Origin of the sequence: Polaromonas sp., from assembly GCF_035638815.1 — a bacterium.
Taxonomy (GTDB): Bacteria; Pseudomonadota; Gammaproteobacteria; order Burkholderiales; family Burkholderiaceae_C; genus Polaromonas.
This window is the reverse complement of sequence record NZ_DASQZG010000027.1, coordinates 37,344-59,343: the sequence shown is the minus strand read 5'-3', so window position 1 is coordinate 59,343 and position 22,000 is coordinate 37,344. Positions and strand designations below refer to the sequence as shown.

20 protein-coding genes and 3 tRNA genes are annotated in these 22,000 nt (G+C 57.1%); 12 read left to right on the top strand and 11 right to left on the bottom strand.

From position 1 onward, the window contains the following. Positions 1-3 precede the first annotated feature (3 nt). On the top strand, positions 4-513 hold the full coding sequence (coaD, locus tag VE934_RS16430; protein WP_324889488.1) for a pantetheine-phosphate adenylyltransferase: 510 nt from the start codon (positions 4-6) through the stop codon (positions 511-513). A gap of 4 nt (positions 514-517) precedes the next feature. Continuing rightward, a complete protein-coding gene (locus VE934_RS16425) occupies positions 518-799 on the top strand; it encodes a YfhL family 4Fe-4S dicluster ferredoxin (protein WP_324889486.1) in 282 nt (93 codons plus the stop codon). A gap of 539 nt (positions 800-1,338) precedes the next feature. On the opposite strand, the gene pth is transcribed toward VE934_RS16425, so the two are convergent. From pth to VE934_RS16390, 7 genes are all read right to left on the bottom strand, one after another. Next, the gene (pth, locus tag VE934_RS16420; RefSeq protein WP_324889484.1) at positions 1,339-1,953 is read right to left on the bottom strand and encodes an aminoacyl-tRNA hydrolase; all 615 of its coding nucleotides are present in this window, start codon (positions 1,951-1,953) and stop codon (positions 1,339-1,341) included. Positions 1,954-2,097: 144 nt separating this feature from the next. Continuing rightward, on the bottom strand, positions 2,098-2,796 hold the full coding sequence (locus VE934_RS16415) for a 50S ribosomal protein L25/general stress protein Ctc (RefSeq protein ID WP_324889482.1): 699 nt from the start codon (positions 2,794-2,796) through the stop codon (positions 2,098-2,100). A gap of 126 nt (positions 2,797-2,922) precedes the next feature. Then, positions 2,923-3,897: a ribose-phosphate pyrophosphokinase gene (locus tag VE934_RS16410; RefSeq protein ID WP_324889480.1), complete on the bottom strand. Its 975-nt coding sequence runs from the start codon at positions 3,895-3,897 to the stop codon at positions 2,923-2,925. Positions 3,898-3,989: 92 nt separating this feature from the next. Continuing rightward, a tRNA-Gln gene (locus VE934_RS16405) sits at positions 3,990-4,066 on the bottom strand. 109 nt (positions 4,067-4,175) lie between these two features. Then, positions 4,176-5,030, bottom strand: coding sequence for a 4-(cytidine 5'-diphospho)-2-C-methyl-D-erythritol kinase (gene ispE, locus VE934_RS16400; RefSeq protein WP_324889665.1), 855 nt, complete (start codon positions 5,028-5,030; stop codon positions 4,176-4,178). A gap of 29 nt (positions 5,031-5,059) precedes the next feature. Further along, positions 5,060-5,566, bottom strand: coding sequence for an outer membrane lipoprotein LolB (locus VE934_RS16395; RefSeq protein WP_324889478.1), 507 nt, complete (start codon positions 5,564-5,566; stop codon positions 5,060-5,062). A gap of 18 nt (positions 5,567-5,584) precedes the next feature. Continuing rightward, entirely contained in the window at positions 5,585-7,360 is a 1,776-nt protein-coding gene (locus tag VE934_RS16390) for a tetratricopeptide repeat protein (RefSeq protein ID WP_324889476.1), read from the bottom strand. A gap of 63 nt (positions 7,361-7,423) precedes the next feature. On the opposite strand from VE934_RS16390, the gene VE934_RS16385 reads away from it, so the two are divergent. The 4 genes from VE934_RS16385 to mutY all read left to right on the top strand — a co-directional run bounded on the left by VE934_RS16385 (position 7,424) and on the right by mutY (position 11,578). After that, positions 7,424-7,612, top strand: coding sequence for a hypothetical protein (locus tag VE934_RS16385; RefSeq protein WP_324889474.1), 189 nt, complete (start codon positions 7,424-7,426; stop codon positions 7,610-7,612). A gap of 8 nt (positions 7,613-7,620) precedes the next feature. After that, positions 7,621-8,436, top strand: a complete 816-nt coding sequence (mutM, locus tag VE934_RS16380; protein ID WP_324889472.1) for a bifunctional DNA-formamidopyrimidine glycosylase/DNA-(apurinic or apyrimidinic site) lyase — start codon at positions 7,621-7,623, stop codon at positions 8,434-8,436. A 76-nt stretch (positions 8,437-8,512) separates the two neighbouring features. Next, a complete protein-coding gene (locus VE934_RS16375) occupies positions 8,513-10,495 on the top strand; it encodes a dynamin family protein (protein ID WP_324889470.1) in 1,983 nt (660 codons plus the stop codon). Positions 10,496-10,513: 18 nt separating this feature from the next. Beyond that, the gene (gene mutY, locus VE934_RS16370) at positions 10,514-11,578 is read left to right on the top strand and encodes an A/G-specific adenine glycosylase (protein WP_324889468.1); all 1,065 of its coding nucleotides are present in this window, start codon (positions 10,514-10,516) and stop codon (positions 11,576-11,578) included. A 137-nt stretch (positions 11,579-11,715) separates the two neighbouring features. Here mutY and rapZ read toward each other — a convergent pair whose 3' ends face one another. The 3 genes from rapZ to VE934_RS16355 are packed head-to-tail and all read right to left on the bottom strand — an operon-like array spanning position 11,716 to position 15,177. After that, positions 11,716-12,606: an RNase adapter RapZ gene (rapZ, locus tag VE934_RS16365; protein ID WP_324889466.1), complete on the bottom strand. Its 891-nt coding sequence runs from the start codon at positions 12,604-12,606 to the stop codon at positions 11,716-11,718. Then, positions 12,603-14,246 carry a DNA repair protein RecN gene (recN, locus tag VE934_RS16360; protein ID WP_324889464.1) on the bottom strand — a complete coding sequence of 548 codons (1,644 nt, stop codon included), beginning with the start codon at positions 14,244-14,246 and terminating at the stop codon, positions 12,603-12,605. Before recN ends, rapZ begins: the two co-directional genes overlap by 4 nt. 55 nt (positions 14,247-14,301) lie before the next feature. Beyond that, complete coding sequence (locus VE934_RS16355) at positions 14,302-15,177, bottom strand: NAD kinase (RefSeq protein ID WP_324889462.1); 876 nt, start codon at positions 15,175-15,177, stop codon at positions 14,302-14,304. 48 nt (positions 15,178-15,225) lie between these two features. On the opposite strand from VE934_RS16355, the gene hrcA reads away from it, so the two are divergent. The 6 genes from hrcA to VE934_RS16325 all read left to right on the top strand — a co-directional run bounded on the left by hrcA (position 15,226) and on the right by VE934_RS16325 (position 20,550). Next, entirely contained in the window at positions 15,226-16,245 is a 1,020-nt protein-coding gene (gene hrcA / locus VE934_RS16350; protein ID WP_324889460.1) for a heat-inducible transcriptional repressor HrcA, read from the top strand. Between the two features lie 23 nt (positions 16,246-16,268). Continuing rightward, a tRNA-Ile gene (locus VE934_RS16345) sits at positions 16,269-16,345 on the top strand. Positions 16,346-16,389: 44 nt separating this feature from the next. Further along, a tRNA-Arg gene (locus tag VE934_RS16340) sits at positions 16,390-16,466 on the top strand. 332 nt (positions 16,467-16,798) lie between these two features. Continuing rightward, positions 16,799-17,575, top strand: a complete 777-nt coding sequence (locus tag VE934_RS16335; RefSeq protein ID WP_324889458.1) for a hypothetical protein — start codon at positions 16,799-16,801, stop codon at positions 17,573-17,575. Between the two features lie 158 nt (positions 17,576-17,733). After that, on the top strand, positions 17,734-17,952 hold the full coding sequence (locus tag VE934_RS16330) for a helix-turn-helix transcriptional regulator (RefSeq protein WP_324889456.1): 219 nt from the start codon (positions 17,734-17,736) through the stop codon (positions 17,950-17,952). Positions 17,953-18,255: 303 nt separating this feature from the next. Then, positions 18,256-20,550 carry a phage/plasmid primase, P4 family gene (locus VE934_RS16325; RefSeq protein WP_324889454.1) on the top strand — a complete coding sequence of 765 codons (2,295 nt, stop codon included), beginning with the start codon at positions 18,256-18,258 and terminating at the stop codon, positions 20,548-20,550. Positions 20,551-21,312: 762 nt separating this feature from the next. Here the strand turns inward: VE934_RS16325 and VE934_RS16320 are convergent. After that, positions 21,313-21,987 carry a lysozyme inhibitor LprI family protein gene (locus tag VE934_RS16320; protein ID WP_324889452.1) on the bottom strand — a complete coding sequence of 225 codons (675 nt, stop codon included), beginning with the start codon at positions 21,985-21,987 and terminating at the stop codon, positions 21,313-21,315. Between the last annotated feature and the right edge of the window lie 13 nt (positions 21,988-22,000).

The window sequence follows — 22,000 nt, the reverse complement described above, 5'->3', positions numbered from 1 at the left end:
CCCATGGCGACACCTACACGCATCGCGGTTTATTCCGGCACGTTTGACCCCTTCACGCTGGGGCACCAGGACGTCGTACGCCGCGCAGCGGGGGTGTTTGACCAGCTCATCATTGGTGTCGCAGCAGCCCACCATAAAAAGACCTTGTTTTCGCTTGAAGCACGCTTGCAACAAGTGCAGGAGGAAACGAAGGCGTTGGGCAACGTCAACGTGCTGCCCTTCGACGGCTTGATCGTGGATTTTTGTACGGCGCAACAAGCTGCGGCCATTGTTCGCGGCATTCGCAACATCACCGACTTTGACTACGAAGCGCAGATGGCAGCGATGAACCGCAAGCTCCGTCCGCAAGTTGAAACCGTTTTTCTGGTTCCTGATGCGTCATTGCAATGCATCAGCAGCACTCTGGTGCGCGAGATCAGTAAACTGGGTGGCGATGTGAGCCAGATGGTCAGCGCGAACGTTGTCGCCGCCCTTGGCAAGGCGCATGCAGCGGGGGCGCCGAAAGGCGCGTGAACCCATGGCCTTGCTGATCACCGACGAATGCATCAACTGCGACGTATGCGAGCCCGAGTGCCCCAACCAGGCCATTTATCTCGGCAAGGAAATCTACGAAATTGATCCGAATCGCTGCACGGAATGTGTTGGGCACTTTGATGAGCCGCAGTGTGTGCAGGTCTGTCCCGTGGCGTGTATTCCGCTCAATCCTGCTTTTATCGAAAACAAGGAGACCTTGTGGGAGAAGTACCGGCGCTTGCAAGCTGAGCAGGCTGCGGGTGAGGTTGTGGCGCGGGTTTTGTAGCGATTTTTGCTTTTGGGGCTTGTCGACGTAGCCTTAGTGGTGAAATGCCGGATTCGCCCTTTCTTTATGAGCATAGTTTGCTATTAATACTGTAGCAACAGTTTTGTTGCCTCCGCACCCCTCTCTGTCATCCCGGGCTGAGCCAGGATCCATGTTCACTTCCTACTGCCCCTCCGTTCGGACTGAGCTTGTCGAGCCACCTTCTTCTTCATGCGTTGGTGTTTTGCCTACAAGCCGGGGGTTGCCCGGCGGCAACTCACTTTTCTTTTGCGTCGCCAAAAGAAAAGTAAGCAAAAGAAAAGGCGACCCTGCTGTCTGCGTCCCTACGCTTCGCTGCGGGAAACCTGCGGTGCTCGGTTCAGCCGGGGTCTGACACAAACTCGCCTTCGGCTCAAACAAGTGTCAGTCCTGATCCGTCTGAACCTCCGCTCCTCGGCGCATACAGAAGGGGTGGGGGAGCGGAGTCGGGAGCGGGCCGGGGCGAGACCCGGCCTGCAGGGGGGGCCACCAAGGCACGAAGAACAAATTCTCCCGAACGATCACTCGTTTTCTTCGGTCTTACGAGGTGGCTTAGGCCGAGGCGGCGCACTGGTATGAATCATCATGGTCGCCTTCTCCATCTCTCCCGCCAGTAACGCCGGCAGAGCCTTGATTGCCCGACCAATGCTGTCTTCAATCGCCACACGATGTTCCTGAGAAGGCTTTTTCAAGACCCAGTTAATGACCTCGGCCTTGTCACCGGGATGCCCGACACCGATGCGTAGCCGCCAGTAATCGCCGGTGCCAAGCTGTGCGTGGATATCGCGCAGGCCGTTGTGGCCCGCGTGGCTGCCGCCGAACTTGAGTTTGGCCTGGCCGGGCACGATGTCAAGTTCGTCATGGGCCACCAGAATTTCTTCAGGCGCAAGCTTGAAAAACCGGGCGAGGGCGGCAACCGACTTGCCTGACACGTTCATGAAGGTCAGCGGTTCCAGCAGCCAGATGTTCTGGCCCCCCATGGTGGTGCGCGCTACCCGGCCGTGATAGTTTTTGTCGAGCGCAAGGCTCAGTTTTAGCTCGCGCGCCAGCGCGTCGGTCCACCAGAAACCGGCGTTGTGGCGAGTGGCTTCGTATTCCGGGCCCGGGTTGCCCAGGCCAACAAAAAGTTTGATCATGTTTTGGAAAAATGTGCGGCTCCGGTATGGCCCGCAATCCGGATTATCGGGGCAGCACACAAGCAGGATGCCAAAAAAAAGCCCTTGACCTCCAGAGAGGGCAAGGGCCTTGGGTCGTTTCAGACCCGCGCCGTGGGCAGAGAGTTACTTCTTGGCGGCAGGTTTGGCAGCGTCGGCCTTGGCGCCAGCTTTGGCGTCTTTGGCAGCAGCAGCTTTGGCGGCTTTCGGATCGACTGGCGCTGCTGCAGCAGCGGCTGCTGCGGCATCGGCTTCAGCTTCGGCCGAGATCGCAGACACGGAAACCAGAACCGGGTTGTCCTGGCCGCCTTTGCCCACAAACTTCACGCCCTTGGGCAATGTGATGTCCTTGACGTGCAGCGAGGTGCCCTTTTTCAGGCCTGTCAGATCGACGGCGATGAATTCAGGCAGATCTTTTGGCAGGCAGGAAATGCTCAGCTCGGTCAGCACGTGGTTGACCAAGCAGTTTTCGGCCTTGACAGCTGGCGACTCTTCTTCACCGCTGTAGTGCAAAGGCACTTTCATGGTCAGGCGGGTCTTGGCGTCAACGCGCTGGAAATCGATGTGAAGAATCAGTTGTTTGAAAGGGTGCATTTGCAGATCGCGCAGCAGAACCTTGTCGGTCTTGCCGCCCAGTTCCATCTCGAGGACGGAAGCGTGGAATGCTTCTTTCTTGATGGCGTGCCACAGTGCGTTGTGATCGAGTTCGATCAGCGCTGGCTCACCTGTACCACCATAAACAATACCGGGCGTGCGACCGGTGATGCGGAGACGGCGGCTCGCACCCGTGCCCTGCATTGCGCGCTCAAAAGCGACGAATTTCATAATTAACTCCAATAAAGAACGGACCGCGACCAGTCTCGTTCTGGTTTAAAAGGCTGGTGCCTTGAATTGCTGCATTTTGTGTCGTGAACAGGTCACGATACGAGGGCAGCTACCTTTTGCCTCAGATCAGAACAGATTGTCCTGGTCCGAAAACAAGCTCATGACCGACTCACCCCTGGCGATGCGCTGGATTGTTTCGGCAATCAGCGGCGCCACGGAAAGTTGGCGAATTTTTTTGCATTCCTGCGCGCTATGGCTAAGCGGGATGGTGTTGGTAATCACCACTTCATCAAGCGCATCGCCTTTGGCAATACGTTCGATGGCTGGGCCTGAAAAAATCGGGTGGGTGCAATACGCATACACCTTTTTCGCACCGCGCTCTTTCAGAACTTCAGCCGCTTTGACCAGCGTACCGGCCGTGTCAATCATGTCGTCCATGATCACGCAGTTGCGGCCGTCAATGTCGCCGATCACGTGCATCACTTCTGACACGTTGGCCTTGGGCCGGCGCTTGTCGATGATGGCCATGTCGCAGCCCAGCTGCTTGGCCAGCGCACGGGCGCGAACCACGCCGCCGACGTCTGGCGAAACAACCATCAGGTCGTTGTAATTTTTCAGGCGCAAATCGCCCAGCAATACCGGCGATGCATAGATGTTGTCCACCGGGATATCAAAAAAGCCCTGGATCTGGTCGGCATGCAGGTCCATGGTCAACACGCGCGAGACGCCCACGGCCTGCAACATGTTGGCTACCACTTTAGCGCTGATAGGCACGCGGGCCGAACGCGGACGGCGGTCCTGGCGGGCGTAGCCGAAATAGGGGATCACTGCGGAAATACGCTCAGCCGATGCGCGCTTGAGCGCGTCGACCATGATGAGCAGTTCCATGATGTTTTCGTTGGTCGGGGCGCAGGTGGACTGAACCACAAACACGTCACGGGCGCGCACGTTCTGCTGAATCTCAACCGTGACTTCGCCGTCCGAAAACCTGCCGACGTGCGCTGCGCCCAGAGAAATGCCCAAGTGCTGGGCAATCTCGGAGGCCATGCTCGGATTGGCATTGCCAGTGAAAAGCATGAAGTCGGCGTGTTGCGGTTGCATCGTGTGACCCGGTTGAGCGCAGACCCGAGGGTCCAAAAACATGGGCCCCAGAGGGGCCGGAAACACGGATCCTCATCGAGGATCTGAAATTTTGGCAGGGGTGGAAGGAGTCGAACCTGCGAATGCCGGAATCAAAATCCGGTGCCTTAACCAACTTGGCGACACCCCTACACAGGTCCACTGTCAGCAATAACACGCTGTCAAAAAATGACAATCTGCAAAGCTGGCAATCAACCTAGTATTCGTTATTCCTGAAAACAAACTCAATGGCAGATGGTTTACCAACCCGCCAGAGGATGAGCCTCCAGGTTGCTGCACTTGCGAATCTTCCAGTCGCCGGGAGCGACCGCCAAATCCTTGTCGTGCGGCAATTGCGCAAATACAGCACTTCCCGAGCCAGTCATACGGCCTTGCAATTCTTGTGCGGCGAGCCAGTCAAGCGACTGGCTGACCTGCGGACACAAGGCCTGGGCGACTGGCTGCAAGTCGTTATGGCCAAATCCGTAAACAAGGCCATTTGCGTTTGCAGCAAAGCCTTGGATTGTAGCAGTTTTACTGTCACGCTTCAGATCCTGCGACCGGAAAATCGCCTCCGTGGGCAAGCCCGCAGCAGGTTTGACCACCACAAATCGGGCGGCGGGGAGGGTGATCGGCGTGATTTTTTCGCCCACCCCTTCAACCCAGGCGTGGCCGCCGCTGAGAAAGAAGGGTACATCTGCGCCCAAACCCAGAGCAACGGCTTTTAATTGCGCTGCGGGCAGGCGCACGCCCCACAGGCGCTGCAGGGCGAGCAGGCAACTGGCGGCATCCGACGAGCCGCCGCCCATACCGGCCTGGGCAGGAATGCGCTTTTCCAGCCCGATATCCACTCCCAGCTTTGTCCCACTAGCCATTTGCAGGGCGCGCGCGGCGCGAACGATCAAATCTTCGGCTGGGAGAGCTTCGGCGGCTTCATTTCCCAGGTCCCTGCGGGAAATTTTGCCGTCCGTGCGCAACTCAAAGTGCAGGGTGTCGCACCAGTCGATCAGCATGAACACCGATTGCAGGAGGTGGTAGCCGTCAGCGCGTCGACCAGTAATGTGCAAAAACAGGTTTAGTTTGGCCGGTGCGGGGACGTCGTAGATGGCTTTCAGCGGCGCGGCTGACACGGTGTTCATCCGTCTTATTGAGCGAGAACAATGCGCATTTCCGCCCGCGGCTGCGGGATGTCGCGCACGGCCGATATTTTCCCCTGACCTTGCTGCGAAAGGTCCGCACTCCACCCGCCTGCTGCTGCGTTTTTTCCGTCCAGCCAGTCAAACAACGCTGACAACGGTACGGACGCGCCGGTAGCCTTTTCAAGCAGTTCATCGACCGATGCGAATCGCTGCACACGGTTACCTGAATCGAGGACAGCTTCCTCTGGTGACCAGCGCAACACAGCCAGATTGCTTCCGAGAGGGCTGGTGAGCGTGAGCTCGCCTTGCTCAGGCTTGCCTTTGAGTTCAAACCCCGCAAAAAATGCTTGGGCCGGGTCACTCTGTACGTGCAGGCTGATGCGGCCCGCCCAGAACGATTGGCCTTGCTCAATGGGAGGGGGCGCCGAAACAGGGTGGGCGCAACCTGCTATAAAAAAAGTAGCAGCCAGGACGCAGTACAGCCAACGGCGGGACCAGCGTGGCAATGTCATCAGAAACTCGTGCATCGATTACAACCTGACGCCAAAGCGTTTCAGCGTTTCAAGCAGGGTCTCATTCTCGGGATTCAGCAGCATCCCCTCTTTCCAGACGGCGATGGCTTTGTCGCGTTGCCCCACGCTCCACATGACTTCGCCGAAGTGTGCTGCTATTTCTGCGTCTGGTTTGGCTTTGTAGGCGGCCTCAAAAATCCTGATGGCTTCCGCTTTGTTGCCCAGACGGTATTCAACCCAGCCCAGGCTGTCCTTGATGAAAGGGTCTTCGGGTGCGTACTCCAGTGCTTTTTGAATCAGCTGCTTGGCTTCGGGCAGGCGCAGGTTGCGCTCAGCCAATGAATACCCCAGCGCGTTATAGGCGTGGTGGTAGTCGGGTTTGCGTTGAACAAGAAGGCGGAGCAGCCGCTCCATGTCTGCCAGCGCGCCGATTTTTTCGGCCATCATGGCCTGGTCATAAAGCAGCTCGGGTTCGTCGGGGAATTTTGCAACTGCCTGAGCCAGCAGATCGTGTGCACCGCGGTAGTCCTTTTGCTCGCGCAACAATCCTATCTCTGCCATTAATTTGCCGCGTGCTTCTTCTGGCGTCCGCTCGGGAAGCTGCCGGATCAACTGGCGCGCTTCAGCCATCTTGCCCTGTTTGGCCAGTATGGAAGCGCGTCGAGTCTGGGCCTGTATCAATTCCTGGGAGTTGGAAATTTTTCCAAGCCAGACTTCTGCCGTTGCGAAGTCCTTGCGCTTTTCAGCGAGCTGCGCAAGAGCCAAATACGCCTGCGACAACCCGCGGCTGGCTTGATCCTGATCCGGGGCTTGCTGGGCCAGCTCCACGTAGCGGGACAAGGAGGCCTGCGCCTGCGCCAACTGGTTGTCCTGAAGTTGCAGGGTTCCCAGTACCAGCCAGCCATCCGGGTACGAGGGCTTGGCCCGCGTGACCTGTTGAAGTTGCACGCTGGCTTCGGGGTAACGTTGCGCGTCGATCAGCGCACGCGCATAACCCATGCGAGTCTCGGGCAGGGCCGTCGGGTTGCTGTTGAGGTATTTTTGTATCTGGCCTTCCGCGCGTGGAAACTTGGGATCCATCAAATCCAGGGCCAACAGCGCAGGTCCTTCAGAAAGCGGGTCCAGAGCTTGCGCCCTGTCACCGGCGCCGAGTGCGCCCTCCACGTCGCCGGCGGCCAGCCGCATGCGACCCAAGGCAGTCCAGGCTGCTGCTCCTGTCGCCGGGGTGTTCAGTTGTTCAGCCAGCACTTGCTCCAGCACGCCCGCCGCCATCTTTTTGTCACTGGCCCGGGCATAAAAGCGTGGCAAATTCACAATAGCCGCTGTCCGTTCGGCAGGCGGGGCCAGTTGCAACTCGGTCCTGAGCGGCTCGGCTGTTTCGCTGATGCGGTTCAATGCAACGAGGATCTGCAACACGTAGCGGTTGGCTTCACGCGAGGTAGGTTGTGCCTGGCGCCACGCGCGCGCCGCCTGAAGCGCAGCCTCGCCCGAGCGGGACAGCAAGGCGATGTCGGCAGCGCGTTGATAGAGCCGCGCGTCGTTGCTTTTTCGGGCGGCGTCCAGAATGACCGCAAACCCGGTAGGTGCATCTCCTTCGCGGGCCTTGATTTCGCCGATCAGCAATTGGTAGAACAGTTCACTGTCCAGGCCGGAAGGGCGGGGAGCAGCCAGTGCCGCCGCGGGGGCCTCGGGCTGTGCGGCTGGCGGCAACGCCGGCGCGGGCTGCGCGGTTTGGGCCAGCACTGCGGGCACGGCAAGCCAAAAAGCAGCAAAAGCGCAGATAAATTTTTTCATCGAGCCATGATAATTGAACCTAGAAACCGCAGTTGACCGCTCATCGTCCGTTGGCAAAACCGCATGAACACTCATTTACTCGCTCTCGCACGCGTTCTTCATCCAGGAGGCAGCGCTACGCACCCGATTGAGTCGCCCTGGCGCGTGCTGGCGGCGTTGCTCCTCCTTGCGGGCATGAGCCCGCGTCGTCGTCCCGCCTTGCCCGCCCACCCCATGACAACCCACTCGGGCGCGTCCAACTCCGGTTTCTAGGTTCAACCATGCCCGAATTGCCCGAAGTTGAAGTTACACGTCTGAGCTTTGCGGACCGCATTTCTGGCGCGCAAATCATGGGCGTACAGATGGGCAAACCCTTGCGCTGGCCCCTGGGCTGCGATGTGTCGCACCTGGAAGGGCATACCGTGCATCAGGTTCGCCGGCGCGGCAAATACCTGTTGCTGGATACCAGCGGCGGCCTGCTTCTGATTCATCTGGGCATGTCCGGCAGCCTCAGCTTCGGAGCTGACCTGTCGCCGGCGGGCAAGCACGATCATTTCGAGATGCAAACCACGGCAGGTCATTTGCGCCTGCACGATCCCCGGCGTTTTGGTGCTGTTGTGTATGCGCCAGCCGAGGATCACCCAACGGCGCGCAAGCTGCTCGGGCGTCTGGGTGTAGAGCCCTTAACCGATGATTTCTTGCCGGAGGGTTTTCATCACGCTTTGCAGAAAAAACAATCTGCGATCAAGCAGGTTTTGCTGGGCGGAGAAATCGTTGTCGGGGTGGGAAACATCTATGCATCGGAAGCCTTGTTCCTGGCCGGGATTCGTCCGACCGTGCGGGCTGCCCGATTGAGCAAACCACGCGCCGTCAGGTTGCACGCGGCGATTCGCACAGTGCTGTCCCAGGCACTTGCCAAGGGCGGTAGCACCCTGAAGGATTTTTCCAATGCCCAGGGCGAAAGCGGCTATTTTCAGCTTGACGCGATGGTGTACGACCGGGCGGGTCTGCCGTGCAGAGTCTGCGCAGCGCCCATCAAAACCATTCGACAAGGGCAGCGGTCCACCTTTTTCTGTGTCAACTGCCAAAAACCCTGAAAACCACAGACCCGGCGGCCGGTAGCTGTTTTAGGTGGGCGATGCTATATTGATTGACCTTTCCCTATGGTCCACCATGTCTTTTAACGAACAATTTGACCAGCACGGCGCCTGGCGGCGCGAGTTTGCCTTACGTCTGAAACTGCTGTCTGAATGGTTGAAAGACCACGACTTGCTCAATGCCGCTGTGGAGGAGCGCCTCCATCGGCTTGAGTCACAGGTTCGTTCTGACAAGGTCATGGTCGCTTTTGTTGCCGAGTTTTCGCGCGGCAAGTCTGAGCTGATCAACGCCATCTTTTTTGCTGGTTACGGGCGGCGCATCATGCCGGCCAGTGCAGGCCGCACTACCATGTGCCCGACCGAACTGGGCTATGACGCTGACGTGCCGCCGTGCCTGCGTTTGCTCCCTATCGAGACCCGGCTGCAAACTCAGGCGCTGATGGAGTGGCGCATGGTCCCTGAAAAGTGGACGCGTGTTGACCTGGATGTGAACGATCCGGTTCAGCTGGCGCAGGCACTCGAAAAGGTCGCCGAAGTCCGCTACGTGACCCATGACGAAGCCCGTGCTTTGGGCTTCTGGCACGACGACGTTCCGGAAGACAACCCTAGAGTCAATGCCGACGGCCTGGTCGAGGTGCCCAAGTGGCGTCATGCGCTGATCAATATCGCCCATCCGCTGCTCAAGCAGGGTCTGGTTATTCTGGACACCCCGGGTCTCAATGCCATTGGCGCCGAGCCCGAATTGACGGTGAGCCTGATTCCCCAGGCGCATGCGGTGGTTTTCATTCTGGCGGCTGACACTGGCGTCACCAAATCCGATCTGGCGATCTGGCGCGAGCACCTGATCACCGAAGGTGATGACAACGAGGCCCGCCTGGTAGTGCTCAACAAGATCGACACGCTGTGGGATGCGCTGAGCACACCCGCGCAGATGGAGGCGCAAATCGAGCGTCAACGGGCCACGTCGGCCGACATTCTGGGTCTGCCACTGGCGCAGGTTATTCCCGTTTCTGCACAAAAAGGATTGGTCGCCAAAGTCACCGGCAATGACGAGTTGCTCAAGGCCAGCCGTTTGCCGGGCCTGGAGTTGGCACTTGCCCAGGGTGTGATGGGGCAGCGGCAGAAAATCCTTCGATCGGCGGTAGCTGGCGGTATTGTGGAGCTCCGGGCTGAGGCTGGCCGCACCATTCACATCCGCCGTCGGGACCTGGCCGAGCAGATGATCGAGCTGCGCGGCCTGCGCGGTAAAAACACCTCGGTGATCAAGCACATGCGCTCGCGCATTGAGCAGGAGCAGGTCGATTTCAACACCAGCGGCGCGAAGATCCATGCCGTGCGCTCCATTCATTTGAAGTTGCTCAGGGATGTTTTCAACTTGCTGGGGACCCCTACGCTGAAATCCGAGCTGGCACAACTGACCGCGGCGTTGAAGGAGCCCGGGATCAAGCTGGGCATCAAAAAAGCCTATGGCCAGACCTTTTCCCGTTTGCGTGAAGGCCTGCAAAAGGCGCAGAGCACCAGCGCAGAAATTCAGAGCATGCTGGCTGGATCGTTCACTCAGCTCAACTCCGAATTTGGTTTTTCGCTGCAGGCGCCCAAAGAACCCGAGATGTCCCGCTTCCTGCAGGACCTGGATTTGATTGAACGCAGTCACCTGCAGTACTTGGGTGTGGGCAACATTCTCAAGCTCGCCCAGCCGGAGTTTGCGGAGCGGCTGGTGCGTGCCCTCGCCACGCGTTTGCGTGTGGTGTATGAGACAGCGCTGGGTGAAGTTGAGCTGTGGAACAAATCTGCGGCTTCGCAGCTTGATGCGCAACTCAAAGAGCGCAGGCGCAATTTCGGCCGCCGTATTGAAGCGATTGAGCGCATCCAGCAGGCCGCCACTGGCCTGGATGAGCGCATCGACGAGATCGATAAAAACGAGCGCGGAATTGATGAGCTTGACAGCAAGCTCAACGAGCTGACTGCGCGGCTGGTTAGCATGCCCGCGCGCAGGGGAGGGGCCGAGGAACCAGCCGACGCCGCCACCAGGCCCGCACCACTGAGCGAGGCCGCATAAGCGCTGCTGGCCGCTGCTGTGTCATCTGCTTCGGGGTTTTCCGCACGCATCGTGCGCTGGCAGAAAAGCCATGGCCGCCACAGCCTGCCCTGGCAGAACACACGTGATCCCTACCGTGTGTGGCTGTCCGAAATCATGCTGCAGCAGACGCAGGTTGCTACGGTTCTGGATTACTACACCCGCTTTCTGGCGCGTTTCCCGACGGTAGTCGATTTGGCTGCAGCGCCTCTGGACGAGGTGCTGGGTTTGTGGAGTGGTCTAGGCTACTACAGCCGCGCCAGAAACCTGCACCGCTGCGCGCAGGATGTTGCCAACTTGCACGGCGGTCAATTCCCCCCAACAGCCGAGCTGCTGCAGACGCTTCCCGGCGTTGGGCCGTCTACCGCAGCTGCCATTGCATCCTTCTGTTATTCCGAGCGGGTGGCGATTCTGGACGGCAACGTCAAACGGGTGCTCAGCCGCATCACTGCTTTTCCTGGCGATCTCTCCGAAGGCAAGCAGGTGCGGGCGCTGTGGGATATAGCCACGGCCATGCTCCCGCGCCGCAATTTGCTCGACACCATGCCGCGTTACACGCAAGGCGTCATGGACCTTGGTGCGACTATCTGTACGACGCGCCAGCCCGCGTGCCAGCAGTGTCCGGTGCAAAGTATTTGCGAAGGTTTTGCCCTCGGCGCGCCCGAACGCTTTCCCGTCAAAACCCGCAAGCTCAGGCGCAGCGCCATGGCGCTGAGCCTGTTGTGGGCTGAGCGGGCCGACGGCGCGGTGTGGCTGGAGCGGCGCGCGGACTCCGGCATTTGGGGTGGCCTGTATTGCCTGCCGGTGTTTGGCACAGAAGAAGAATTGTTGAGTAACTTGCCCAAGCGGCAGCAAAGCCGGTTGCACGCATTCCCGCCCTTTGTGCACGTACTCACCCATAAGGATTTGCGCCTGTCCCCCATGCTTCTGGCGCTGACTGCGAGCGAGTCAAAAGCTGCAGGTTTTTCGGATGAGGGTGCCTGGTTTGGACGCGCGGATTGGGAGGTGTTGGGACTACCGGCGCCAATCAGAAAGATGCTGGTGCAGCGCGCGAGGACTCAATAATTGCACACAGCGCAGACGTAGACCATCGTAGCTCAGGCCAAATGTCTGGTTAAGCTGGACTTTGTTTAAAGAAAACGCGACTTTGCCCTTTATTTGCGGCAATAGTTTGCTATCAAATAAGTAGCGTTTTGCAGTTTCTACGCACCGGCGTCAAGCTCCCGGTGGCGCTTGAGGGTGATCCATTTTGCACTGAAGGCCCTGGATAGCTGCTCCACCAGATAGACCGAGCGGTGCTGGCCGCCGGTGCAGCCGATGGCCACCGTGACATAACTCCGATGGTCGCGCACCAAGGCCTGCAACCAGTGGCCGATGAATTGCTCGATATGGCTGGCCATCTCGCCCACCTCAGCGTGGCCCTGGAGGTAATCGATGACCGGTTGATCCTTGCCCGTCAGATGGCGCAAGGGGGTTTCGTAGTGCGGGTTGGGCAACATGCGTACGTCAAACACATAATCTGCGTCCACCGGGACGCCGCGCTTGAAGGCAAAAGACTCAAACACCAGCGTCAGTTGAGCGGCAGGCGAAGCAATCAGCGCCTTCACGTATCCCTGCAACTGGGATGAGCGAATCATGCTGGTATCAATCACGTGGGCATGCTCACGCATCTCGGCCAGCAGCTCGCGCTCTTCATCGATGGCGTCGACCAGTGCACGTTGCTGATCGACAGCATGGCGCCGCGACAACGGGTGGGCCCGCCTTGTTTCGGAAAAACGCCGCAGGAGCGTGTCGGTGCTGGCATCCAGAAATATGGACTGAACTGCTACACCTTGTTCGCCCATTTGCCTCAGTTGTTCGGGCACCAGGGGCAGCGACGTGGCGCTGCGCACGTCCATAGCGACTGCGACCTTTCTGGCGCCGTTTTGTTTTTCAAGTGCAACGAAAGGCAGCAGCAACTCGGGCGGGAGGTTGTCGACACAGTAGTAGCCAGCGTCTTCCAGCGCATGCAGGGCAACCGATTTTCCAGAGCCGGACATACCGGTTATCAGCACCATGTCGAGCACGGCTGGGGAAGAGGTGATTTCGTTCATTGACCCAACATCTCCTTGGCATGGGCAAGCGTGGTGCTGGAGAGTTTTTCGCCCCCCAGCATGCGCGCCACTTCCGCAACGCGTGCTTCGCTGTGGATGGCTTCAACCGTGCTGGTTGTTTCGCCCTTGTCGGTGCGCTTGGCCACCATCAGGTGCTGGTCGGCGCAGGCAGCTACTTGGGGCAGGTGGGTCACGGCCATGACCTGGCGGTCCTTGCCTAATTGCTTCATCAGCCGGCCCACCGTCTCTGCTACCGCCCCGCCCACGCCAGAATCCACCTCGTCAAAAATCAGGGTTTGTGCCTGGCCGAGCTGGCTGGTGGTGACCGCAATAGCCAGGGCAATGCGCGACAACTCGCCGCCCGAAGCGACCTTGCCCACGGGCCGGGGGGTGCTGCCGCTGTGGCCGGCTACCAGGAATTCGGCCTGCTCCAGGCCGTGCTGCGCGGCCTGCTCCAGCCTGGTCAATGCCACTTCAAACTTGCCGCCCTGCATGCCCAAGCCCTGCATGGCCTGGGTGATGGCTTTGGCCAGCAAGGGGGCTGCTTTTGCACGAGCTTTGGAAACGCTGCGCGCTTCTTCCATGTAAGCCGCTTTGGCAAGCTCCTCGGCTTTTTCCAGAGCGGCCAGATCCGCCGCTGCATCCAGCTTTTGCAAATCAACACGCCAGGATGCCAGCAGACTGGCCAGCTCGGCTGGGGGTCGCTTGTACCGTCGCGCCAGACTGACCCAAAGTGCCAGACGCTCGTCCAATTCGGCCAGGCGCTGCGGCTCCAGCTCGGCGTGACGAGCATAGCCATGCAGCGAGTGCACTGTATCTTCCACTTGCGCCAGTGCACTGCTCAAAACCTCAACGAGCCCTTTGAATTCCGGCTCAATGTGCTCCTGATTTTGTAGCGATGTTAAGGCGCGACCAAGCAAGGCAGCAGCGTTGTCGTCTGACTCCTGCAGCGCATCAACAGCGGTTTGCACAGCATCACGCAGCGCTTGTACATTGGACAGGCGGCTGTGTTGGGTATTGAGTTCGTCCCACTCATCAGCCCCCGGCGCCAGCTTGTCAACCTCGCCAATCTGCCAGGCCAGGCGCTCACGCTCACGTTGCAGGCTGTCTTGTGCGGCGGCAGCCTCGGTCAGGGCCTTGTGCGTGCCTCGCCAGGTATGCCAGGCTTGTGTCAATGCCGTTGTGCCAAGGCCCGCATAGGCGTCAAGCAACCCGCGTACGGCATCAGGACGAGTCAGACTTTGCCAGGCATGTTGCCCGTGGATGTCCACCAGCAAGTCGGCAATCTCGCGAAGCTGCGTGGCGGTGGCGGGGCTGCCATTGATCCAGGCCCGGCTCTTACCCTGTGCGTCAATGGTCCGCCGCAACAGCAGCTCGTCTTCTGCAGAAAATCCAGCCTCATCGAGCCAGCCCGAGAGCTGGGCAGGCGTATCAAACGTGACGCTGATTTCACAACGCGCCGAACCTTCACGCACCACCCCGGCATCCGCGCGTGAGCCTAGCGCCAGTTGCAGCGCGTCTATCAGGATGGATTTGCCAGCGCCGGTTTCGCCGGTCAGCACGGTGAAACCGTTTTCCAGCTCCAGTGAAAGTTCACGGACGATGACAAAGTCACGCAGCGAGATGCTCTTGAGACTCATAGGATGACCTTCGCTCTATGAGCTGCGGTATTCGCTTTGGGAACGGCCCGGCAGCTCATGCCACCCCTTCATTCCAGTGAAGCTTCTTGCGCAAGGTATCGAAATAGCTCCAGCCTTTCGGATGTAAAAAGCACATCTGGTGCTCAGACCGGCGCACGCTGATGCGGTCGCCGTGGAGAAGGCTGGCAAGTGACTGCATGTCAAAGTTGGCGCTGGCATCGCGGCCCGCCACGATCTCCACCGTGATCTCTCCGCCATCAGACAACACGATCGGACGGTTGGAGAGGGTGTGCGGCGCAATCGGCACCAGCACCCAGCCTGGAATGGACGGATGCAGAAGCGGCCCACCTGCAGACAAGGCGTAGGCCGTTGAGCCTGTAGGCGACGCAATGATGAGTCCGTCGGCGCGCTGGTTGGACAGGAAACGGCCATCGACCTCGACCCGAAGCTCAACCATGCCGGCGGTGGCGCCGCGGTTGACCACCACGTCGTTCATGGCGTTAGCGTTGAAGACACAGCGGCCATCGCGCACGACGCTGGCCTGCATCATCCAGCGCCGGTCTTCCTCAAACTCACCACGCAACATGGGCTCCAGTGCGGTCTGAAATTCGTCAAATGCGATGTCGGTGATAAAGCCCAAACGCCCTTGGTTGATCCCTACCAGAGGCACGCCAAACTGGGCCAGCTGTCGGCCTATGCCCAGCATGGTGCCGTCACCGCCCACCACCAGGGCCAAGTCGCAATGTTTGCCGACGCCAGCGACATCGAGCACCGGGTACTGAGTCAGGCCCGTATTGCTGGCCGTGTCCTGCTCCAGCGTGACCTCGCAGCCCTGGGTGTGAAGGAATCTCGCAATTTCTTCCACGGCAGAGCGTGAGCCCTGTGCCTGGTACTTCCCGATCAGGGCGACGTGACGAAATTGCGACTTCATCGTCAAATTACATCACAACATCCATGACAAGCTTCGTAGAATGCCTTCATGCTTGACGAACGTGCCCGCCTGTTACTTAAAGCGTTGGTAGAGCGCTATATTGCTGACGGCCAACCGGTCGGTTCGCGCACGTTGTCCAAGGCTTCCGGCATGGATCTGTCGCCGGCCACCATACGCAACGTCATGAGCGACCTGGAAGAGCTGGGCCTGATCGTCAGCCCCCATACATCTGCGGGCCGCATTCCTACGGCACGCGGCTACCGCCTCTTCGTCGACACCATGCTGACCATGCAGGGTGACCAGTTTTCGGCCAGCAATGCGCTTGCGCACCCCAAGCTGGCGCCTGACCAGCCCCAAAAAGTCTTCAGCAACGCCGCCAATATCCTGTCCAGCCTGTCCCAGTTTGTTGGGGTGGTGATGGCTCCACGTCGCACGTCGGTGTTTCGCCACATCGAGTTTTTGCGTTTGTCCGAGAAGCGGTTCCTGGTCATCATCGTCTCGCCCGACGGCGACGTGCAAAACCGCGTGATCTTTACCGAAGCCGATTACACCCAGACACAACTGATCGAGGCCAGTAACTTCCTGAACTCGCATTACGCAGGCATGGCCATCGAGGAAGTGCGCGAGCGCTTGCAACGCGAAGTCGAAGCCCTGCGCGGAGAGATCGCCACCTTGATGCAGGCAGCGGTTCAGGTGAGCTCGGAAGCGATTGAGGCGCGCGACGAAGTGGTGATTTCGGGCGAACGCAATCTGCTCACCGTCAGCGATTTTTCAGGCGACATGGGAAACCTGCGCAAGCTGTTCGATCTGTTTGAACAAAAAGCCCAGCTTATGCGGTTGCTGGATGTTTCCAGTCGCGCTGAAGGCGTGCGCATTTACATCGGTGGCGAGAGCCAGGTTGTGCCCTACCAGGAGTTGTCAGTGGTGACCGCGCCTTATGAAGTGGATGGGCAAGTGGTCGGCACTCTGGGCGTGATCGGGCCCATGCGCATGCCTTACGAAAAAATGATCCAGATTGTCGACATCACGGCCAAGATGGTCAGCACGGCCCTGAGCCACAGCAAGTAGCCCTTTACAATCTGTGCTTGCGTGGGGCGTTAGCTCAGTTGGTTAGAGCAGAGGACTCATAATCCTTTGGTCCACAGTTCAAGTCTGTGACGCCCTACCATTCAATCGGAGCCTCTAGCCAAATGGGCTATAATTCGAGGCTTAGCGGCTGTAGCTCAGTTGGATAGAGTACTTGGCTACGAACCAAGGGGTCGTGGGTTCAATTCCTGCCAGCCGCACCATAACAAAACTCGTTATAGAACAACAGCTTAGAGATTAAATGTCTCTAGGCTGTTTTTCTTTGTGCGCTGCAGTTTTACTTGCGGAGCTGCGTCTGGTCACCGTTCAGTCACCGTTAGCCGCTGGCTGGCTTGGGACAGTACTGGACTTCCGTCAATGCTCTTCCCGCTTGGCTCTCAGTGCGAAGACAGCAACTCGTATTCTGGTCTCCCGACGAGCATTTCACCCCATTGCCTTGTGAGTACGGGTTCTGCGCTAATTGCTCCATATGTTTGCTACCTTTTCAAGCTCCGCACTTGCAAGCTAACATCTTTGCAAAACAACTGGAGCCAACGTGAGCGCAGCGAATGACCAAAAAGATGGCGAACCATTGGACGTTGTTTTACGGCCGACAGGCATAGACGCTGCCGAATACATAGGCCACCAGTCCTGGTCTCCTCGGCGCTGGGCGTGGGAATTTCTTCGCCGTAACCCTGGCTTCATCAATGACTGCGATGAAGTCGATCTGAGCTTGGTCGATAGCTGCGCTGAGATTGCTCTGGCCTATGGTCTCAAGTCTTTTAAACATTACTCTGAAGAGTATTACTCCCGTCGCAAGGACGGTGGACTAAAGCGACCAACGTTCGCGGAAGCTGCCATTTCAGTGAAATCCAATATGGGCGCGAAGCTAATTGGCTCACGCAAAGTGCATTTGAGGTTGAGCTACGGTCAAGTGGCCATTGTGTTCGACCTGCTTCGCACGCTTAGCAATAAGCGGTCGATAGCCAAGATGACACAAGTGGCGAAGAGCGCACTCGAAAAGCGCCAGGGCAAAATTCTGAAGCGATCTGCAGGGAATACTCTTGTCAGTTTCAAGCCCAAAAGGAGCAAATTTCTCACCTATTTGCGACTTGTTGATTTATTTGCACACGGCTTTGACGATGAAACTGCACTGCGCCTGGCCAACAATGAGTTTGACAAGTCCTTGAAGGACCTCAGGACAGAGAAAGAGCAGCAGCTTAGCGAGGCGCTGGAATGCAGTCGTTTTCGCTACCGGCAAATCGCAGTTATGGTGGAGGTGCGACCTAAGAAAAAATCGGGCGCGACAACACCAATTAGTTTGCCCACATAGCCCGGATTCCTAGACGATTGGCGTTAATGGGTAAACAGGTGAAGAGCGACGTCTTTTCACCTTTTTACATCAATCCGGTATTCGGGAATCATCGAATCTTCCACAACAAGTGAAAGGTTCCCAGTGTCAAGCATCCTCAATTTCATCCACGTTTAGCTATGCCTAAACGAATCGAACTTCCTAAGGGCGTTGTACTTCCAGAGTGCGGCTTTGTGCGTCTTCCGACAGTCCTAGCAGTTTTCCCCGTTAGCTCAAGTAGCTGGTGGAAAGGAGTACAGGACGGTAAGTGGCCCAAAGGGGTCCAGCTTGGACCTCGCACCACAGCATGGCGGGTTGAGGATATCCGCAAGCTACTGGAAGTCGCTGGCAGCGGTTAAAAATGCGCCCCTCCCAGCCACAGATGTGGAAGAGGTGGAACATGTTTTCTAGTTGCCGGTAGTGGTTTTCTTATTTTTATAAAAAAGAGATAAAAAAAGAGAAAACGGCTGTTGTAACTCTAATCATCCTCCACCTGTTCCACCCTCGGGGAGGGGCTGTAAATAGCATAGCTCTCAGGAGCATTCTGCTCCGGGTTTCACAACGGTACGCACAGTGAGACCGTACTCAATACACACGCAACTCTTCTCGCTCAACTGCCGTTCTGGCACTGAGCTAGGCAACTCTTTTTCTAAGGTTTTTATATGACTGATATTTTTAAAGATACAGAAGCGAAAGCGTCTCTGCTCAACAGCGAAGACGAAGCCTCTGCGCCCGCACTGAATATGCGTGCGGCTGCTGAATTCGTGGCACTCTTTCACGGCGATGATGCTGCGGCATTTCAAACTATCGACGACCGCAAGAACGGCAACGTGACTACACAGTCATTGACCGGTACGTTTGGCGAGCTGAAAAAACAGCTCACCCAAGCAAACCGCGGCGGTAGCGGGATCACCATGGCGGTCAATCATATTGTTGGCAAGCGCAGAACCGAAAACGTCAAGCGCGTAACCGCGCTGTTTATCGACGTCGACGGCAACCTGACGCTGAAACAGATCAAGGAGCTGAAACCGCATTTGATCGTCGAAACGTCTCCGTCACACTACCACGCCTACTGGCTCGTGCGCGGTGTGAAGTTGGGAAATTTTTCGGCGCTGCAGAAAGCGCTGGCAGAGGCCCACAGCACTGATCCCAACGTGATTGATCTGGCGCGTGTTATGCGTTTACCCGGAACTATCAACCGGAAACACCGCGTTCCATTTGTTGTTCGAGTTGTTTACCAGCGCAAAAACCTTCAGCCCCGGCGCGTACAGAAACTGTTTGCGCAGTTAAGTATTGATATACCCGGTAAGGTTGAGCCGGCGGTGAATTTCCAACCGGCTGCTGGTGACGTGGACACCGACGTCAAGCTGGATGAAATTAGCGATGCGCTGGGCGCGATCAGCAGCGCCGACGATTACCAGGAATGGCTGCAAGTTGGCATGGCCCTGCATAACACCAGCCCTACCCAACGAGCATTTGTCATCTGGAACGCATGGAGTAAGAAATCGAGTAAATACGATGAGGCCAAACAAAAGAAGAAGTGGGCAAGTTTTTCCGGCGAGAAAGGCAGAAGGTGCACCGCCAAATTTATTTTTAAGCTGGCCATGAAGCAGGGCTGGAAATCGAATCATTCGACCACGCTGCCGCATACATCTTTTGAATTAGAGGATCACTTTTGTGCCGCGGTCTCGGGTCAGCTCTGCTATGTCCAAGACGCCAAGCACTGGCTTGCATTTGTGGGTCAAATCTGGAAAAAAGATGAGTCTAAGGTCACAGAGGTCGCGCGCAAGGCCATTGAGGCAATGTACGCGCGGGCGAAAGAGGCTCGCGACAACGCTGCCGCCGCACTCATAGGAAAACGCTTGACTACCGCGCGCGTCAAAGGACTTCTAAATGATGCAAGTACTAACCCCAGGCTGAAAGCAGAGTCGACTCAGTTCGACGCGAAGCCAAATTTATTGGCAGTTGAGAATGGTGTCGTGGACCTGGTGTCTGGCGCGTTCCGCTTAGGAAGGCCCGACGACTACTTCACACTTCAATGTCCGGTGGCGTTAGATTCAGCCGCAGACTGCCCAAAGTTCAAGAAGTTCATCGACTTCGTGACGCGCGGGGACAGAGCCTACGGCCTTTATCTCCAGCACGCGCTCGGCTATACGATTTGCGGGCACACAAAGAAGCAGAAAGTTTTCGTCGCTTACGGTGAGGGTGGCAACGGCAAAGGTACTCTTTTTCACACCATGGCCAAGGTGTTGGGGCCGTTGGCAATCAATGTCGCCCCGAGCCTGATGCACAACGCATACGCTCGTGATGCAAACAACGCTAGTCCAGCAATCATGGCGTTAGCTGGCGGCCGAATGCTCCAATGCACTGAAGCAAAAAAGCAGCGATTTGATGAAGCCTTCCTCAAACAAATTTCTGGCGGTGACGATTTGAGCGCGCGCGCTCTTTTGGGGAGCCAAAAGAACTTCAAGGTTGACGGCGTGCCATGGATATCTGCAAACAAAGTTCCATATGTGGATAGTCAGGACGAGGCTATGTGGCGCAGATTGGTCATCCTGCCGTTCAGCCGCAAGTTCAAAAATCAGAACCACGAGGAGGAGCTTGCGCTGTACGCTGAGGCTCCCGGCATTCTGAACTGGCTAATACAAGGTGCCATCGAGGCTAACAAATTAACAGGTATGCCTAAAGCGGGCAAGGTGACTCGGGCTACCGAGGCCGCTCGCCGCAAGTTTGATTCCATCCGCTACTGGATAGAAGAGGGATGTGTGCGCGATAAGAAAAGTTCATTGCCCAGCAGCGTCGCCTTTGTCGCATATAAAAAGTTCTGCAAGTCGCAAACTATCATGCCGTTAGACATTCAAACTTTTGTGAAGTACTTGAGTAGGGTAGAAGGTGTTAAACACGGTCGCAAAAGCACACACAACGAGTTCCGCGGCGTCCGCTTAAATGTTTTGTGATGCGGATCAGCAGGAAGGGGGCTTCGGTCCCCCTTTTTTTCACCAACTCGGGTTGTTATGATCCGTCATTGTGATTTTTTTCCGGGCTACAAGACGGTCGGATTCGCTTGAAATTGAAGTTGCCCGTCGGTCACACTGCCGTCGCGCTAAAGCGCTGTAGTTAGCGGTTTCGCTACAACTGTCACAGTGGTCATAAGCGAACGGCATTTGAACTCTAGCGGCTACTGCAACTAGTCGGTCCAGCCGGTCGCGACTGGGAAACTGAGCCAAATTCCTGTTTTGGTGATTTTTGGTGCTTTCTGACCGGAAAACTGCCAAAACCGGTCAGAACTAGCTCGCTGATCGGCCACGGGGATCGTTCTGGTCTAAAGCCGTCATCAAAACGCACCAGAACGGCCGCAGAGAGCCGTTTTATGGACTGGTTCAGCGCAGTATGCCGGTCTACCGAAATTGACCGTAAAACGGCTCCTGGTGACTGAAGTTGACCGAACGCGGCACTTGGACGTGTTTTCCTCGTTTTGAGCTGGCTTTTGCCAAAAAGCGAGAAAGAGCCAATGCGTGTGTCCCCTGCTTTTAACCATGGGAACCAGACACCGATACGGCAGCCGTTGACGATAAGTCGGTGGCCCGAATTAGTGTCCAAGGACGTCTCAAATGCTTGGCCGCATCGGAGGCGAGGGTGGGAGCGCAAGAACTGTGACCTCTTCGAGGTAGATGCGGGCAGTGATCGGATGATTCTGCGTCTCCCTTACTTCTGCCTGCCTATAGGCGTAAGCCCGCCAGATAGGAGGTTCGCTGCTCTGTCGTCCGCACCATGCACTTCGCAATTTTCAGGCGCTCCAACTGACTACCTGCGTTCTCTGCACCGGCCTTTTCGCACTTGTCTTCCTTTTCACTTATCCAAGCTTGCTGCTGCTTTTTAAGTGTGCCCTGTTGCGATGCGTCCATCCTCGCCATAACTTGCTTGTAGGTCGCATTGAGCAAGCTATCTGCCTCTGCAAACTCTTTGTTTAAGCACTCCATCGGCTCTTTGGAGTTTGAGCATAAGTCGTCCTCTTGCTTTGACTCTGGTTGAGGTGTCCATAAAGGCACAGCTTGTGACTTTGTTACCGTGCTGCCGTCAGGCAGTCGGACAGTTTCGGCGACTGTGTTTAGAGGACTCTTTGAGACGGAAGATTTGGCGAGCGTTTCCGACTGGTCTGTCTCACTTTTACTCTGTTTGATTTTGTCCGTACCGCTATTCATGCCAATCAGACCGATCGAAACACCTATGACCGCGAGCGGTATTTTCCAAATTAGTCCTGAACTCTTTTTCTTTGGCTTGACTGGTTCACCGCCAGACAGCAACTTACCCTTTTGAATGTCGAATTCGTCTTGAGTAAGTGCCCCCTTGTCCTTTAGTTCATTGAGCTTCAGCAGTTCATCTGTGACGTTCATTTTTAGCACCCTT

What these genes read in the sequence shown, in the direction of transcription:
- VE934_RS16415 (WP_324889482.1), bottom strand. Translation starts at nt 2,796, where the DNA reads ATGAAATTCGTCGCTTTTGAGCGCGCAATGCAGGGCACGGGTGCGAGC.
- VE934_RS16325 (WP_324889454.1), top strand. Translation starts at nt 18,256, where the DNA reads ATGACTGATATTTTTAAAGATACAGAAGCGAAAGCGTCTCTGCTCAAC.
- VE934_RS16390 (WP_324889476.1), bottom strand. Translation starts at nt 7,360, where the DNA reads ATGAAAAAATTTATCTGCGCTTTTGCTGCTTTTTGGCTTGCCGTGCCC.
- VE934_RS16320 (WP_324889452.1), bottom strand. Translation starts at nt 21,987, where the DNA reads ATGAACGTCACAGATGAACTGCTGAAGCTCAATGAACTAAAGGACAAG.
- VE934_RS16330 (WP_324889456.1), top strand. Translation starts at nt 17,734, where the DNA reads ATGCCTAAACGAATCGAACTTCCTAAGGGCGTTGTACTTCCAGAGTGC.
- VE934_RS16355 (WP_324889462.1), bottom strand. Translation starts at nt 15,177, where the DNA reads ATGAAGTCGCAATTTCGTCACGTCGCCCTGATCGGGAAGTACCAGGCA.
- hrcA (WP_324889460.1), top strand. Translation starts at nt 15,226, where the DNA reads ATGCTTGACGAACGTGCCCGCCTGTTACTTAAAGCGTTGGTAGAGCGC.
- rapZ (WP_324889466.1), bottom strand. Translation starts at nt 12,606, where the DNA reads ATGAACGAAATCACCTCTTCCCCAGCCGTGCTCGACATGGTGCTGATA.
- VE934_RS16375 (WP_324889470.1), top strand. Translation starts at nt 8,513, where the DNA reads ATGTCTTTTAACGAACAATTTGACCAGCACGGCGCCTGGCGGCGCGAG.
- VE934_RS16385 (WP_324889474.1), top strand. Translation starts at nt 7,424, where the DNA reads ATGAACACTCATTTACTCGCTCTCGCACGCGTTCTTCATCCAGGAGGC.
- coaD (WP_324889488.1), top strand. Translation starts at nt 4, where the DNA reads ATGGCGACACCTACACGCATCGCGGTTTATTCCGGCACGTTTGACCCC.
- recN (WP_324889464.1), bottom strand. Translation starts at nt 14,246, where the DNA reads ATGAGTCTCAAGAGCATCTCGCTGCGTGACTTTGTCATCGTCCGTGAA.
- mutM (WP_324889472.1), top strand. Translation starts at nt 7,621, where the DNA reads ATGCCCGAATTGCCCGAAGTTGAAGTTACACGTCTGAGCTTTGCGGAC.
- VE934_RS16395 (WP_324889478.1), bottom strand. Translation starts at nt 5,566, where the DNA reads ATGACATTGCCACGCTGGTCCCGCCGTTGGCTGTACTGCGTCCTGGCT.
- pth (WP_324889484.1), bottom strand. Translation starts at nt 1,953, where the DNA reads ATGATCAAACTTTTTGTTGGCCTGGGCAACCCGGGCCCGGAATACGAA.
- VE934_RS16410 (WP_324889480.1), bottom strand. Translation starts at nt 3,897, where the DNA reads ATGCAACCGCAACACGCCGACTTCATGCTTTTCACTGGCAATGCCAAT.
- VE934_RS16425 (WP_324889486.1), top strand. Translation starts at nt 518, where the DNA reads ATGGCCTTGCTGATCACCGACGAATGCATCAACTGCGACGTATGCGAG.